This window comes from Novosphingobium sp. PY1, assembly GCF_017312445.1.
Classification (GTDB): domain Bacteria; phylum Pseudomonadota; class Alphaproteobacteria; order Sphingomonadales; family Sphingomonadaceae; genus Novosphingobium.
The window spans coordinates 264,779-279,438 of the sequence record NZ_BLTI01000004.1 but is presented as its reverse complement, the minus strand read 5'-3'; the positions used below and the strand labels follow the sequence as shown (position 1 = coordinate 279,438).

General features: G+C 65.9%; 12 protein-coding genes. 8 read left to right on the top strand and 4 right to left on the bottom strand.

Annotation, left to right across the window (positions count from 1 at the left end; translation table 11 throughout):
• Nucleotides 1–207: 207 nt before the first annotated feature.
• Nucleotides 208–1,662, top strand: a complete 1,455-nt coding sequence (locus J3474_RS05430; RefSeq protein WP_013831837.1) for an NAD-dependent succinate-semialdehyde dehydrogenase — start codon at nucleotides 208–210, stop codon at nucleotides 1,660–1,662.
• Between the two features lie 25 nt (nucleotides 1,663–1,687).
• On the opposite strand, the gene J3474_RS05425 is transcribed toward J3474_RS05430, so the two are convergent.
• The 4 genes from J3474_RS05425 to J3474_RS05410 form a co-directional block, all read right to left on the bottom strand.
• Nucleotides 1,688–2,554, bottom strand: a complete 867-nt coding sequence (locus J3474_RS05425; protein ID WP_207093350.1) for a DUF2182 domain-containing protein — start codon at nucleotides 2,552–2,554, stop codon at nucleotides 1,688–1,690.
• On the bottom strand, nucleotides 2,554–3,186 hold the full coding sequence (locus J3474_RS05420; RefSeq protein WP_013831835.1) for a DUF1326 domain-containing protein: 633 nt from the start codon (nucleotides 3,184–3,186) through the stop codon (nucleotides 2,554–2,556). Before J3474_RS05420 ends, J3474_RS05425 begins: the two co-directional genes overlap by 1 nt.
• A gap of 409 nt (nucleotides 3,187–3,595) precedes the next feature.
• Nucleotides 3,596–4,132: an inorganic diphosphatase gene (gene ppa / locus J3474_RS05415; RefSeq protein WP_007012444.1), complete on the bottom strand. Its 537-nt coding sequence runs from the start codon at nucleotides 4,130–4,132 to the stop codon at nucleotides 3,596–3,598.
• 109 nt (nucleotides 4,133–4,241) lie between these two features.
• Nucleotides 4,242–6,176 (bottom strand): M61 family metallopeptidase, encoded by a 1,935-nt coding sequence (locus tag J3474_RS05410; RefSeq protein WP_207093349.1) that lies wholly within the window; start codon nucleotides 6,174–6,176, stop codon nucleotides 4,242–4,244.
• 179 nt (nucleotides 6,177–6,355) lie between these two features.
• Here J3474_RS05410 and hisS point away from each other — a divergent pair, with 179 nt between their 5' ends.
• From hisS to J3474_RS05375, 7 genes are all read left to right on the top strand, one after another.
• Nucleotides 6,356–7,612, top strand: a complete 1,257-nt coding sequence (gene hisS, locus J3474_RS05405) for a histidine--tRNA ligase (protein WP_207093348.1) — start codon at nucleotides 6,356–6,358, stop codon at nucleotides 7,610–7,612.
• A 45-nt stretch (nucleotides 7,613–7,657) separates the two neighbouring features.
• Nucleotides 7,658–8,728, top strand: coding sequence for a peptide chain release factor 1 (prfA, locus tag J3474_RS05400; protein ID WP_007012448.1), 1,071 nt, complete (start codon nucleotides 7,658–7,660; stop codon nucleotides 8,726–8,728).
• Entirely contained in the window at nucleotides 8,721–9,554 is an 834-nt protein-coding gene (gene prmC / locus J3474_RS05395) for a peptide chain release factor N(5)-glutamine methyltransferase (protein ID WP_207093347.1), read from the top strand. Before prfA ends, prmC begins: the two co-directional genes overlap by 8 nt.
• A 241-nt stretch (nucleotides 9,555–9,795) precedes the next feature.
• On the top strand, nucleotides 9,796–10,596 hold the full coding sequence (locus J3474_RS05390) for a DUF4167 domain-containing protein (protein WP_207093346.1): 801 nt from the start codon (nucleotides 9,796–9,798) through the stop codon (nucleotides 10,594–10,596).
• Nucleotides 10,597–10,666: 70 nt separating this feature from the next.
• Nucleotides 10,667–12,367, top strand: coding sequence for an apolipoprotein N-acyltransferase (gene lnt / locus J3474_RS05385; protein ID WP_207093345.1), 1,701 nt, complete (start codon nucleotides 10,667–10,669; stop codon nucleotides 12,365–12,367).
• Nucleotides 12,368–12,410: 43 nt separating this feature from the next.
• A complete protein-coding gene (gene metK / locus J3474_RS05380; protein ID WP_013831828.1) occupies nucleotides 12,411–13,628 on the top strand; it encodes a methionine adenosyltransferase in 1,218 nt (405 codons plus the stop codon).
• A 167-nt stretch (nucleotides 13,629–13,795) separates the two neighbouring features.
• Nucleotides 13,796–14,659 (top strand): sulfurtransferase, encoded by an 864-nt coding sequence (locus J3474_RS05375; RefSeq protein WP_207093344.1) that lies wholly within the window; start codon nucleotides 13,796–13,798, stop codon nucleotides 14,657–14,659.
• Nucleotide 14,660 lies beyond the last annotated feature (1 nt).

The following is a 14,660-nucleotide window of genomic DNA, read 5'->3' as shown; positions in this document are numbered from 1 at the left end:
TTTCCCGGTTCGATCAAGCCCGCCCCGCCGGATCGGAAATTGTCGTACCGGTAACTTCCAGGAAGGAAAGCAGGTCCTATAATCGCCGGGCCGGCGCTGCGACCTAGCAGCACTGAGCGGTTGCCACGAGGTATTCGCCACCCTATCGATCTTGAAAATAACCAGCCCTGCCTGTCGGGGCCGACGAAGAACAGGGAACCTGAAAGCATGGCCTACACCGACTTCCTCAAGCAGCAGTGCTACATCGACGGCAAGTGGTGCGATGCCGATTCAGGGGCCACCTTCGAAGTGACCGATCCCGGCAGCGGCAAGGTGCTGGGCACCGTGCCCAAGATGGGCAAGGACGAGACCGCGCGCGCCATCGATGCCGCGGAAGCGGCCCTGCCCGGTTGGCGCGCCAAGACCGCGGGCGAGCGCGCCAAGCTCCTGCGCAAGCTCTACGAACTGATGATGGAGCATCAGGACGACCTGGGCGAACTGCTCAGCCGCGAACAGGGCAAGCCCTTTGCCGAGGGCAAGGGCGAAATCGCCTATGGCGCAGGGTTCATCGAATGGTTCGGCGAAGAGGGCAAACGTGCCTATGGCGACGTCATCCCCAGCCATGCCGCGGATCGCCGCATCGTCGTGATCAAGCAGGGCGTCGGCGTCGTCGGCGCGATCACGCCCTGGAACTTTCCCAATGCGATGATCACCCGCAAGCTCGGCCCGGCGCTGGCGGCGGGCTGCACCATCGTCATCAAGCCGGCGTCGGCCACGCCATACTCCGCGCTCGCCATTGCCGCGCTGTGCGAGATGGCGGGCATTCCGGCCGGCGTCGTCAATGTCGTCACCGGCAGCGCGGGCCAGATCGGTTCGGAACTGACCGGCAATCCCAAGGTCGCCAAGATCACCTTCACCGGATCGACCGAGATCGGCCGCGACCTGCTGCGAGAGAGCGCCGAGACGATCAAGAAGTGCTCGATGGAACTGGGCGGCAATGCGCCGTTCCTGGTCTTCGACGATGCCGATGTCGATGCCGCGATCGACGGCGCGATGATTTCCAAGTTCCGCAACGGCGGCCAGACCTGCGTGTGCACCAACCGCTTCTACGTCCAGGACGGCGTCTATGACGAGTTCGTCGACAAGCTGGCCAGGCGGGTTTCGGCGATGAAGGTCGGCTACGGCATGGACTCCGGCACCGACATCGGTCCGATGATCGATGAAAAGGCGGTTGAGAAGGTCGAGGAACACCTCGAAGACGCCAAGGCCGGCGGCGCCACCGTTCTGGCCGGCGGCCAGCGCAATGCGCTGGGCGGCACTTTCTTCAACCCGACCGTGATCGCAGGGGTGAAGCCCGACATGAAGATCGCGCGCGAAGAGACTTTCGGCCCGCTCGCCGGCGTGATCCGCTTCAAGGACGAGGCGGACGCCATCGCCATGGCCAACGACACCGAATTCGGCCTCGCCAGCTATTTCTATGCACGCGACCTCAGCCGCGTGTGGCGCGTCGCCGAAGCGCTGGAGGCGGGCATGGTCGGGATCAACACCGGCCTGATCTCCACTGAAGTCGCCCCCTTTGGAGGGGTCAAGCAATCGGGACTGGGCCGCGAGGGTTCGCACTACGGCCTCGATGACTTCATGGAAGTGAAGTACCTGTGCATGGGCATCCAGCCCAGCGCCTGACCCAAGGTCGAGATTACGCCTCAGGTCACGCGAAGACGATCCACGCGCCCCAGGCGATGCAGGCCAGCCCTCCGGCGATCGCGATTCCGCGGCCGCCGGGGAGCAGCTTTTCGGCAGCCACGACAAGCGTCAGGAACGCGATCCAGACGAGGTTCATAACCCCGCCGACGAACAGCAGCGCCATCAGCAGCCAGCAGCATCCGGCACACCAGGCCCCGTGCAGCAGCCCCATGCGCAATGCGCCCGTCTGCCCGGGGCCATAGTGCCGGGCCAGGAACTGGGCGGGATTGCGGCAGTGGCGCAGGCATGCCTCCTTCAACGGCGATAGCTGGTAGAGCCCGGCAAGGACGAGCACGGCGGCCGAAAACGGTCGGCTGACCGAGACCATGTCCATCCCGGCCATGATCCCGGCCCGTTCAAGCGCCATCTGCAGGACCGTTGCGGCGAGCGAGAACAGACCCCAGACAAGCAGGTAGCCGGCGAGAAAGGTGCCGGTCGCTGGCGGCGATCCGGTTGCCGAGGCGTTTCCGGCGCGGGCATGGAGCAGGATGGTGGGGGCCGCGGACGGCAGCATCATGGCCACCATCATCACCCACCACATCGCAAAGGTGAGCAGGAAGCGCGGCAGGGCCCAAGGCGCAGCGGCTGCGGCCATCCCCGGCATCGCCCCCATCGATGCGCCCGTGCGGTCGCCCATGGCATTGTCGAGGCCCCGCATCATCTCCGGCGACGGGCTGCTGGCCGGCATGATCGCAGGAAACGACAGGCCCGGGACCATGCCCGAACCCGCCCCGGTCGCCAGCCATATCCACGCAAGGACCGTCAGAAGGAAAAGCATGGCGACGGTGACGGCGCGATGCCGTGCCAGCATGGCCTCAAGGGCGGTCGCCATCAGGCGCGCACGACCCCGTGGCTATCGAGATGCAGGTTCGCGAACTGGCCGTAGCTGTGCGAATGTTCCAGCTTCATCGGGGCAAAGGACTTGCTGGAGCCCGAGCCGATTTCGGCGATCTCATATTCGAAGCCATCTGGCAGATTGATGCGGGCGCGCACTTCGGCGCCGTTGACCGGACTGCGGATCGGCTCGCCGTCCATTTCGACATGCCCTTCGATGCGCAGCCGCCCCGTGCGCCCGTCGACGTCGACATCGAACTCGATCGGCACGAAGCCCGGCGGGTGCATTGTCTCGATCGTCGAGGCAAAGACGGCGAAGACGGTAGCGAAGGGATCGGTGTCGCCCCCGGTCATGATCGTCAGGAGGGCATTGCGCTGCGCATCTGTGGCCCGTTCATCGACGAAGGCAGCGCATTCCCCGTGGCCTTCGTGGATGGGGCCGGGCCAGGAAAAGACCGCCGCGATGTTGAGCCCGGAAAGGTCGGTGTCGCCGTGGATGCCCTGATCTATCGCCATGGCGAAGACGGCCTGGCAGTTGCCCTTGTCCGGCAGGCCGCCGAACTGGCAGTTGCAGCCATACTCGCAATTGCAGTTGGCGAGTTCGCGTCCCTTGAGTTTCCAGTATGCCATTGCTTCATCTCCCGTGAGCAATGCAGACGCGCTGATCGGCGCGCTTGGGAAACCTCTTCTAGCACGATTTGCCCCGCTTCGGACGCTATTTGCAGTCCCGACCGAGGTAATCCGACAGAACCCGCCCCAAGGCCGGCATTTTCATGAAAATTCGGGGCGCAATCGCCATCGTGCGGCCCGCGAGCGGGGCTTCCTGCGTCGACTCGGCCATCGGCATTTGGGACGAATTCTGGCCTGCGCCCGCCCGCCTGAACGGGGGCGGAAAGGCCACGCCGGGAAGCTACCGCGGCAGCTCAAAAGCAAAAAACCACGATTCCAGAATGACAAAGGGCCGACGATTTGCACCGTCGGCCCCCGTTCCACATGGGGGAGTGGAACTCGTGCTGTCCGCGCGACTCAGAAGAGCCGCTTAGCGCGTGGATTCCTTATAGCGCTCAATCGCCTCAACGACGATTTTCCGCGCTTCGTTGGCATCGCCCCAGGTCCCGACGCGTACCCACTTTTCCTTCTCGAGGTCCTTGTAGTGGGTAAAGAAGTGCTCAATCTGGCTGAACACGATCTCGGGAAGGTCGGTCTTTTCCTTCACGTCCGAGTAGTACGGGAAAGTCGAGTCCACCGGCACGCAGACCAGCTTCTCGTCGCCGCCATGTTCGTCCTCGAGATTGAGCACGGCGATCGGACGGGCGCGCACGACGCAGCCCGGAATGAAGGGCGAGCGCGCGACGACCAGCGCATCGAGCGGGTCGCCATCGGGCGACAGGGTGTGCGGCACGAAACCGTAGTTGGCCGGGTAACGCATCGGCGTGTGCAGAATGCGATCGACGAACAGGGCGCCGGAGGCCTTGTCGAATTCGTACTTGACGGGTTCGCCGCCAGTCGGAACTTCGATGATGACGTTGAGGCTTTCCGGCGGATTGTCGCCGACGGGAATCATGTCGATGCGCATACTATTCCTTACTTGTGCAGACGTGAGTCCGCTGACCGCGGTACTATTGCGGTGCGCGGCTTAGCCTCGCCCCTGCTGCGTCGCAACAGGCTAATGGTCGTAGACTGATTTAGTTGCGACGGGCCGCAAGAAGGCGGTCCAGGCCGTTTTCCCTGCCGGGTGTCGTCGATACCAGCCATGGCCAGCGCATGCCGTCATGATAATCGACGGGAACGGTCATGACCTTGTCGCCGCGCCGCACAACGATCTGCAAGGGCTCCTTGCGCGACTTGGCCGCGGTGATTGCCTTGGTCATCGCATCGGCGGAATAGACCGTGCCGTCGACCGCGATGATCTTCGCGCCGGACACGATTCCTGCGTTGAAGGCCGGACTGTCCCAGACAACGCCGCTGACGTCGCCGTCCTTGTCGACCGTCATGCCCAGCGAGTGCGAAAGGTAGAGGCTGCCGTACTTGTCGACGAGCGCCTTGTCGTAGGGGTTGGGCTCGTCCTTGAAGACGATCTGGTAGCCCGCTTTCTCGATCCCCGCGTAAGGTGCTCCGCGGCCCGGCTGGTAGATGCGGTCCTTGAGGAAGCGCGCCCAGTCGTACGGATAGATCTCGTTGAGCGTCGCCACCACGTCGTCGAAGCTGTAGCGCAGCGTCGGGGCCGTGCCATCGCGGTAGGAGAAGAACGCCTTGGCGAAGTCGTCCAGGCCCTTGCGCCCGTTGGTGCCCTCGCGAATCACCTGGTCAGCCTCAAGCCAGACCATCGCGCCTTCCCAGTAGTAATCCTCGGTGCGGGCCATCGAGGCATAGGGCTTGGGCTTGCGGGCGGCGAAGACCGGATCGAAAGTGGTATCTTCCACCGAACGCCAGCCGCGCCCGGGATTGGCGGCAAGCGCAGCGGCCGCGCGCGCGATCGCACCCAGCACGGTGTCCTTTTCCTGCACACCCGAACGCACGGCAAGCACCTGGCCCCAGAACTGGGTCTGGCCTTCGTAGACCCAGAGCAGGTTGTCCTGCATCGGCGTGCGGTAGTCCGGCGTCCACAGTTTCGCGGGGCGGCGATACTTGCCGTTCCAGCTGTGCGTGAACTCGTGCGGCAGGACATTGCGGTCCCAGTCCATGCCCTTCCAGTCGACGAAGGCACGCGGCTCGAGCTGGTTCTCGCTCGAGCGCAGGTGCTCAAGGCCGATCCCGCCGATCTTGCCGGAAAGCGCGACAAGGAATTCGTAGTGATCGAAGGCCGGCTTGCCGAACAGGTAGAGCGCCTGATCGGAAAGCGCGCGCAGCTTGGCGAGGTTTTCCGGGGCGAGTTCCAGCAGTTCGGGCGAATCCGCCACGGCATCGAGCGAGACATCGTTGCCCAGATCGAAGCGGCGATAATTGGCGCCGGCAAAGATCGGGGAATCGACGAGTTCCTCGTAATTGGTCTCGGCCCAGGCGTAGCGATCGCCGGCGTAAGTCTCGCCGTCGAGCGCGGTTGCCGGGGTCCAGCCCTTGGGGAAGGTCACGCTTGGGCGCACCTTGATCCGGCTGACGTAGTGCCCGGCCGGATAGAGGCTCATCTTCTCCCATTGCAGGTTGAGCATGTCGGGCGTCACGGTCACGCGGCCCTCGGAAGGCTGCAGCGGCGAGGTATGGATGAAGCGGGCCACGACCTTGCGCGCATTCGCGGGCAGCTCGACGTGGAAAGCATAGACCTCGATCGGGTCACGCTCCCATTTCACCGGCTTGCCGTCGACGGTGAAGCGCAAGTCGACCAGTTCCGCCAGCGGCCCGCGCGGCCCGTGGTTGCCGGGCAGCCACTGCGGAAAGAGCAGCGTCAGCCGCTCGGTCCCGGGCGCAACCGGAATCGTCTCGGTCACCTTGTAGGTCGCGCGAGTCACGTCGCTCGCATCGATGTCGAGCTGGATCGTTCCCCCCGGCCAGGGACTGTCGACCGCATCGGGCACCGTCGGGCTGGCCATCTCGATACGCGTCGGCTCGGCGCTGATGGCCGGGACCGAGGTGGAAAGGCAAAGGGCGGAGAGAAGCGTTGCAACCGCAGGAATATTTTTCATGGCCCCGGGTATTGGCAACCCGGCCGCGCGAGCGCAACCGCAAGCGTGCATGGACCCTGCAACCTTCCCGATTTGGACCGGATCGGTTACCACGACGGGGCCAATCGGCGTCATCCCGGCGCCATCGCGTCCAGCAGCGGTCTTCCCCCGCAGCGCCATTCCCGCTAAGCGCGCGCGTCATGAGCAGCACACCACAGGCCATTCCCAAAGCGATCAGGGGAACCCAGGACATTTTCGGCAGCGACGCCGAGGCTTTCGCGCATGTCGTCGAAACCTTCGAACGCGTACGCAAGCTCTACCGCTTCCGCCGCGTCGAAATGCCGGTCTTCGAGAAGACCGCCGTATTCTCGCGTTCGCTGGGCGAGACGACCGACGTCGTTTCCAAGGAAATGTACTCCTTCGAGGATCGCGGCGGCGAATCGCTGACCCTGCGCCCCGAATTCACCGCGGGGATCGCCCGCGCCTACCTCACCAACGGCTGGAAGCAGTTCGCCCCGCTCAAGGTCGCGACCCACGGCCCGCTGTTCCGCTACGAGCGCCCGCAGAAGGGCCGCTACCGCCAGTTCCACCAGATCGACGCCGAAGTGATCGGCGCAGCCGAGCCAATGGTCGATGTCGAACTTCTCGTGATGGCCGACCAGTTGCTCAAGGAACTGGGCATTGCCGAAGGCGTGACGCTTCAGCTCAACACCCTGGGCGATGCTGCCAGCCGCGAAGCCTGGCGCGCCGCGCTGATCGAGTACTTTCGCGACCACAAGGACTCGCTCAGCGAGGATTCGCAGGACCGCCTCGAACGCAACCCGCTGCGCATCCTCGATTCCAAGGACCCGCGCGACAAGCCCTTCACCGCCGATGCACCGAAGATCGACGATTTCCTCTCGGCCGAGGCGCAGGACTTCTTCGGGCAGGTGACACAAGGGCTCGACGCGGCCTCGGTGGACTATGTGCGCGCGCCGGCCCTTGTGCGCGGGCTCGACTACTATCGCCACACTGCGTTCGAATTTGTGACAGACCGGCTCGGCGCCCAGGGCACCGTGCTCGGCGGCGGTCGCTACGACGGCCTGCTCGAGGCGCTGGGCGGACCGGCGACCCCGGCAGTCGGCTGGGCAGCGGGCATCGAGCGCCTCTCGATGCTGGTCGCCGATGCAGGCGCGCTTGGGGAAGCCCCGCTCACGGTGATCCTCGCGGTCGAGGACGATAACGCCCTGCCCTATGCCCAGAAGGCCATCACCGCGCTGCGCCACCAGGGCATCGACGCCGAGATGATCGCCACCGGATCGCCCCGCAAGCGCTTCGACAAGGCGGTCAAGCTCGGTGCGAAAGTCCTCGTCTCGTTCGTGATGCGCGACGGCGTGCCCGTCGCCAACTTGCGCGCGGCCGATCCGACGGCGGAATACCTCGCGGTCGAGCAGGTCATCCAGTCGATCCGGCCGTGAGCACGGGGATGACCGACCGGCGCGCGGCATGGGAGGTACGGCACGATGTCCGTCTCTGACGAGCGCCTCGCCCAGATCGCGCACCGTTTCGCCGAGCTCGAAGCCCGGCTGGCTTCCGGCACACTGGAAGGGGAGGCCTTCGTGGCCGCCAGCCGCGACTACGCCGAACTCGAACCGGTAGCGCGCGTCTCCGCCGAAGTCGTCTCGATGCGCGAGGAACTGGCAAGCCTGCAGAAGCTCGACGATCCGGACCCGGAGATGCGGGCCCTGGCGGACGAGGAAATCGCGCGGATCAAGTCCGAACTGCCCGAGGCCGAGCGCAAGCTCGCCATTGCCATGTTGCCGCGCGATGCTGCCGACAGCCGCCCGGCCATGCTGGAAATCCGCGCCGGCACCGGCGGCGACGAGGCCGCGCTGTTCGCTGCCGACCTCTATCGCATGTACGAGCGCTTCGCGGCCGAACAGGGCTGGAAGGTCGAGATGATCTCCGCCAATGCCAGCGACATCGGCGGCTTCAAGGAAGTGGTCGCCAATGTCTCGGGCACCGGCGTCTTCGCGAAGCTCAAGTTCGAAAGCGGCGTCCACCGGGTCCAGCGCGTGCCGGTGACCGAGAGCGGCGGGCGCATCCACACTTCGGCCGCGACCGTTGCAGTCCTGCCCGAGCCAAGCGAGGTCGACGTCCAGATCGAGGACAAGGACCTCAAGATCGACATCTACCGTGCAAGCGGCGCGGGCGGTCAGCACGTCAACACCACCGATTCCGCGGTGCGCATCACGCACCTGCCCTCCGGTCTCGTGGTGATCTGCCAGGACGAGCGCAGCCAGCACAAGAACAAGGCCAAGGCGATGCAGGTCCTGCGTGCGCGGCTCTATGAAAAGATGCGTGACGAAGCGCAGGGCGCCGAGGCCGAAGCGCGCAAGGCGATGGTCGGATCGGGCGACCGCTCCGAACGCATCCGCACCTACAACTTCCCGCAGGGCCGCGTGACCGACCACCGCATCAACCTGACCCTGCACCGGCTGCCCGAGATCCTCGAAGGCCCGGGCCTGGGCGAACTCGTCGACGCGCTGATCGCCGAGGACGAGGCCAAGCGCCTTGCCGCCATGGATGCCTGAAGACACCGTCGCCGCGGCGATCCGCGAGGCTGCCCTGAAACTGGGCGCGAGCAGTGACACGGCCCGGCTCGACGCCGAAGTGCTAATGGCCCACGCCCTTGGCGCCACCCGGTCCGAACTGCTGCTGCGCCACATGGGTGCGCCGGTGCCTGAAAGCTACGAAGCGATGGTTGCGCGTCGCATGGCGCAGGAACCGGTCGCCTACATCACCGGGCAGCAGGAATTCTTCGGCCTGCCCTTCGCGGTATCCAGCGACGTCCTGATCCCGCGCGGCGATAGCGAGGTCCTCGTCGAGACCGCGATCGCCGCGCGGCCGCAGGCACGCAGGATCCTCGATTGCGGCACCGGATCGGGCGCACTGCTGCTGGCCGTGCTCTCGCAGCTTCCCGGCGCGCGCGGCGTCGGCATCGACTGTTCCTCTTCGGCCCTTGCCGTGGCCCGGGCCAATGCCGAGGCACTGGGCCTTGCCGGACGCGCCGCACTGGCCCTGGCCGACTGGCATGTCCCGGGCTGGGCCGAGGCACTGGGCGGGCCGTTCGACCTGATCCTGGCCAATCCGCCCTATGTCGAGGACGATGCCCCGCTCGACCGATCCGTCCGCGCATTCGAACCGGCCGGCGCGCTGTTTTCCGGGCCTGAAGGGCTCGACGACTACCGCGTCCTCATTCCCCAGCTGCGCGACCTGCTTGCCCCCTCCGGGATGGCGCTGGTCGAGATCGGCCATGCCCAGGCCGATGCCGTCAGCGCAATCGGCCGCGCCGCCGGGCTTTCGGTGCGGCTCCATCGCGACCTGGCAGATCGGCCACGAGTCCTGGGATTTTGGTGAATAACTCAAGATTTCGCTTGGAATCCGGCGCTGGAGTGCCTAAGCCTAATGACGAACCAAGGCATGGATGAAACTTCCCATGCACGGTTCACCTCCACAATTTGCAATCGGTGCAGCTTACGGCGCCTCGACTGAGCAGATTTGGAAATCACGGCAATCACAGCGAACCGTGAACTTGCGACGTGCGGCTGAACCGCCAGGCATTCTGGACGGCAGCCAGGGGTTTTGAGGAACGTAATCCTTGAATAACAATCGTGGTAATAACCGCAGGCGTGGCCGCGGCAATAACCGTCAGCAGGGCGGACAGCAGATGAACCGGATCGACAGCAGGGCGCGGGGCAATGCACCGCAGCTGCTGGAGAAGTATCGGAAGCTGGCCCATGACGCGCACCTCAATGGGGACCGTGTCCAGGAGGAATACTACCTCCAGTTTGCTGACCACTACTTCCGTGTCATTGCCGACCAGAAGCAGCGACAGGAAGAATCGCGCCAGCCGCGCCGCGACGATCGTTCGCAGGATTACGGCGACGACGCCGGTTCCGAGGACGAGAACGAGGGCGAAACCCCGCGCTATCACCAGCAGGATCGCGGCCAGCGCTACCAGCGCGGCAACGAGGCTCCTGCCGAGCAGGTCGAAGCAAAGGAAGAGGCCGAAGGCAATGACGGTTCGATCTACGAACCGCCGCAAAACCCCTTCGTGCGCGAGAATCGCGGCCCCCGTGGCGGCCTGAAGCAGCGCAAGCCGCGCCGCGGCGATGACGCGGGCGACGGCAACGAGGAAGCCGACGCCAGCGAAGGCGCCGAAGCCAAGCAGGGCCATGCCGAGGACGCGCAGAATGCCTCCGACGGTTTCGATCCGGCAACCCTGCCGCCGCCGATCGCGGCCAAGGCGGAAGAAAAGCCCAAGCGCCGTACCCGCGCCAAGGCCAAGCCCGAAGCGAGCGCGGAGGGCGAGGAAAAGCCCAAGCGCCGCCGGACCCGCAAGGCCAGCGCTTCGAACGAAGACGGCAGCAGCGGCAGCGCGCTGGAAACCGTAGACTGATACGACAACCAATCCGGCCGCGCGCAACTTCGCTTGCGTCGCGGCCGGGCTGGCTTACATACCGGCGCCGATGAATTTCCCTCGGCACGCTCCGGCCTCCCGCAATCCCCTGTCGATCCTCGACCGCTTCCCGCGCCTTGCCGCGGGCCTGCTTGCAATCCTCGCAGGCGCAGTGGCCGCCTGCGGTTTCCAGCCCCTCTCGCTCTGGCCGCTGACCCTTGCAGGGATCGCCATTCTCGCCGAGCTCGTCGTGCGGGCCGGCAGCGGACGCAGCGCCTTCCTGCTTGGCTGGTGCTTCGGCCTCGGCCACTTCACTCTCGGCAACAACTGGATTGCGACCGCCTTCACCTACCAGGCGGAAATGCCCGCGTGGCTGGGCAGCATCGCCGTATTCCTGCTCTCGCTCTATCTCGCGATCTATCCCGCCCTTGCCGCGCTGTGCGCATGGCTGGCGCTCAAGGCTGGGCGCAAGGTCAAGGGAAATGGCAAGGAAAAGGCCACCTCAGCGGCAGGCCCCGCAGCCTTCCTGATCGTCCTTTTCGCGCTCCCGGCCGCCTGGATCGTGACTGAGTGGCTGCGCGCCTGGGTCTTCACCGGGTTCTCGTGGAATCCGCTGGGCGTCGCCCTGCTCGGCCAGTTCGACACGCGCGGGCTGGCATTGCTGGCCCCCTGGATCGGGACCTACGGCCTGTCCGGCGTACTGGTCCTGCTGGCCTGCCTGCCCGGCTACCTTGCTCGTCTGGGCTCTGCTCGCAGCGGCCATGGCCGCTGGGCCTGCGCGCTTGCGCTCCTCGCGCTCGCCGCACCGCTCATAATGGTGATGACCGGGCCCGACCGCTGGGCCAAGCGCGAGGAAGGCGAGATCCACTACACCCTCGTCCAGCCCGACCTGCGGCAGGAGGTCATCGACGATCCGCGCGAGTACGAAGCGAATTTCATCAAGCTCGCCAGGCTGTCGCTGCAGCGCCGACCGGGCGAGAAGCGCGTGGTGTTCTGGCCGGAATCGGGGCTGGGCGACTACTTGCGCGACGGGTATCCGGATTACCTCTACCGCATGTACACTTATGCCGGAGATCCGCTGCTGGCCCGCCAGCGCATCGGCCGCATGATCGGCTCTTACAGCGTGCTGCTGACCGGCGCGGTCGACCTGGTGATGAGGGACGGCGAGAGCGTGGGCGCGCGCAACACCGTCACCGCCTTCGATGGCGAAGGGCACATCCTTGCCAGCTATTCCAAGGCGCACCTCGTGCCCTACGGCGAATATCTCGCCATGCGCTGGCTGCTGGAACCGCTGGGCGCCCGCCGTCTGGTGGCCGGATCGCTGGACTTCTGGCCCGGCCCGGGGCCACGCACTTACGATCTCGGCAGCTATGGCGAGGCCGGCATCCAGATCTGCTACGAAATCATCTTCAGCGGCCAGGTCGTCGATCCCCGCAATCGCCCGGACTACATCTTCAATCCCTCGAACGACGGATGGTTCGGCACCTGGGGCCCGCCGCAGCACCTGGCACAGGCCCGTCTGCGGGCGATCGAGGAAGGGCTGCCGGTCCTGCGTTCGACCACCACCGGCATCAGCGCCGTCGTCGACGCCGACGGGATCGTGCGCAAGTTCGTCCCCTGGCGCCGCGCCGGACGCCTCGACGGCCGCATCCCGCCGCCGCATGAACCCACGCTTTTCGCCCGCTACGGCAATGCCCTCCCGCTCGCCTTCAGCGCATTCCTTGCCCTTCTGGCGCTTTCCGTGGTTGCACTCGGCCGCCGCGGGAGGTAAACGGCAACAGACATAAAGCAATCTTTATATCCCGGTGCCCAACATGCGCAGTGACTACGTCTTCACCTCCGAGAGCGTCTCGGAAGGCCATCCCGACAAGGTTTCGGACCAGATTTCCGATGCCATCGTCGATCTCTTCCTCTCGCGCGACCCCGAAGCGCGCGTCGCGTGCGAGACGCTCACTACCACCCAGCGCGTCGTGCTGGCGGGGGAAGTGCGCGGCAAGGGCATGATCGACCGGAACGGTCACTGGGAAGAAGGCGCGCAGGAGGAAATCCAGCGCGTCGTTCGCGAAACCGTGCACCGCATCGGCTACGCTCAGGACGGCTTCCACTGGAAGGACCTGACCTTCGAAAACCACCTGCACCCGCAGAGCGCCGACATCGCGCAGGGCGTCGATTCGGCCGGCAACAAGGACGAAGGCGCCGGCGACCAGGGCATCATGTTCGGTTTCGCCTGTGACGAGACGCCGGACCTGATGCCGGCGACGCTCGACTACAGCCACAAGATCCTCCAGCGCCTCGCGACCGACCGCAAGTCGGGCGAAGCGGCTTTCCTCGAACCCGACGCCAAGAGCCAGGTCACCCTGCGCTTCCATAACGGCGTGCCGGTCGCCGCAACTGCCGTCGTCGTCTCGACCCAGCACAAGCCGGGCTACCACGAGGGCGAGAAGGAAGCGCAGCTCAAGGACTACGTGAAGCGCGTCGTCACCGAGATCCTGCCCGAAGGCTTCGTGACCGGCGAGACGGTGTTCCACATCAACCCGACCGGCAAGTTCGAGATCGGCGGCCCCGACGGCGATGCCGGCCTCACCGGCCGCAAGATCATCGTCGACACTTACGGCGGCGCGGCCCCGCACGGCGGCGGTGCATTCTCGGGCAAGGACCCGACCAAGGTCGACCGTTCTGCAGCCTACGTCACCCGCTACCTTGCCAAGAACGTCGTCGCGGCCGGCCTTGCCAAGCGCTGCACGATCCAGGTGTCCTACGCGATCGGCATTTCCGAGCCGCTTTCGCTCTACGTGAACCTGCATGATACCGGCACGGTCAGCGAGGAAGCGCTGGAAGCCGCGATCACCAAGGTCGCCAAGGAGCGCCTGGGCGGCCTCACCCCGCGCGGGATCCGAGTCGGGCTTGGCCTCAACAAGCCGATCTACGCCTGCACGGCGGCCTACGGCCACTTCGGCCGTCAGCCCAGCGGCGACCTGTTCCCTTGGGAACGCACCGACCTGGTGGACGACCTCAAGGCCGCGCTGGCCTGATCCGGTCCGGGGCGAGGGGTTCATGACCCCTCGCCTTACCCGCACCCGCGCCATCGAGCGGATCGGGGCCCTGCCGGGCTGATTGGCCCGATCTACCGACATGCGTCGACATTGCGGCTGCCGGTCCCTACTGCGGTGCAGGCAGGGAACCGGACGTGCGAGGCACCATGAACGACAAGACGCCCTTCGAAACACTGATTTCGGTCGCGGAGCTGCAGGCCCTGCTGGAATGCGGCACGTCGGTCCTTCTTCTCGACTGCGAGTTCGACCTGGCCACGCCGGAAAAGGGCCGCACGGTCTATGCGCAGGAGCACCTGCCGGGTGCCCGATATGCCCACCTGGACAACGACCTAGCCAGCGCACCCGACGGCTCGAACGGCCGCCACCCCTTGCCGGACCGAGATACCTTTGCCGCCTGGCTGCGCAGCCTCGGCCTGCGCAAGGGCCAGCAGGTCGTCGCCTACGATTCGAACGGCGGAGCGTGGGCGGCGCGGGCCTGGTGGCTGCTGCGCTGGATGGGACACCGCGCGGTCGCGGTGCTCGACGGTGGCAAGCCGGCCTGGGTTGCCGCCGGACTTGACCTCACCAGCGAAGTGCCCGGGGCGGGCATCGAAGGCGATTTCACTCCGGGCCAACCGCTGGTGGGCGGGATCGTCAGCGCGCAGGACGTGCTTGCGGGCATCGACGGCGGCGCGGCGCAAGTGCTCGATGCCCGCGATCCTTCGCGCTTTCGGGGCGACGCCAACCCGCTCGATCCGGTCGCCGGGCACATTCCGGGGGCACGCAACCGCTTCTTTCGCGACAACCTCGACGGCGACGGGCGCTTCCGCTCGGCCGAGGAACTGGCCGCAACCTTCTCGGCGCTGCTCGAGGGCAAACCTGCCGTGCTCAGCTGCGGATCGGGCGTGACCGCCTGCCACAATGCGCTCGCCTTGGAAATCGCAGGCTTGCCCGGCGCGCGGCTCTATCCCGGATCGTGGAGCGAATGGATCAGCGATCCCTCCCGTCCGGTCGCAACCGGAGAGGCCTGAG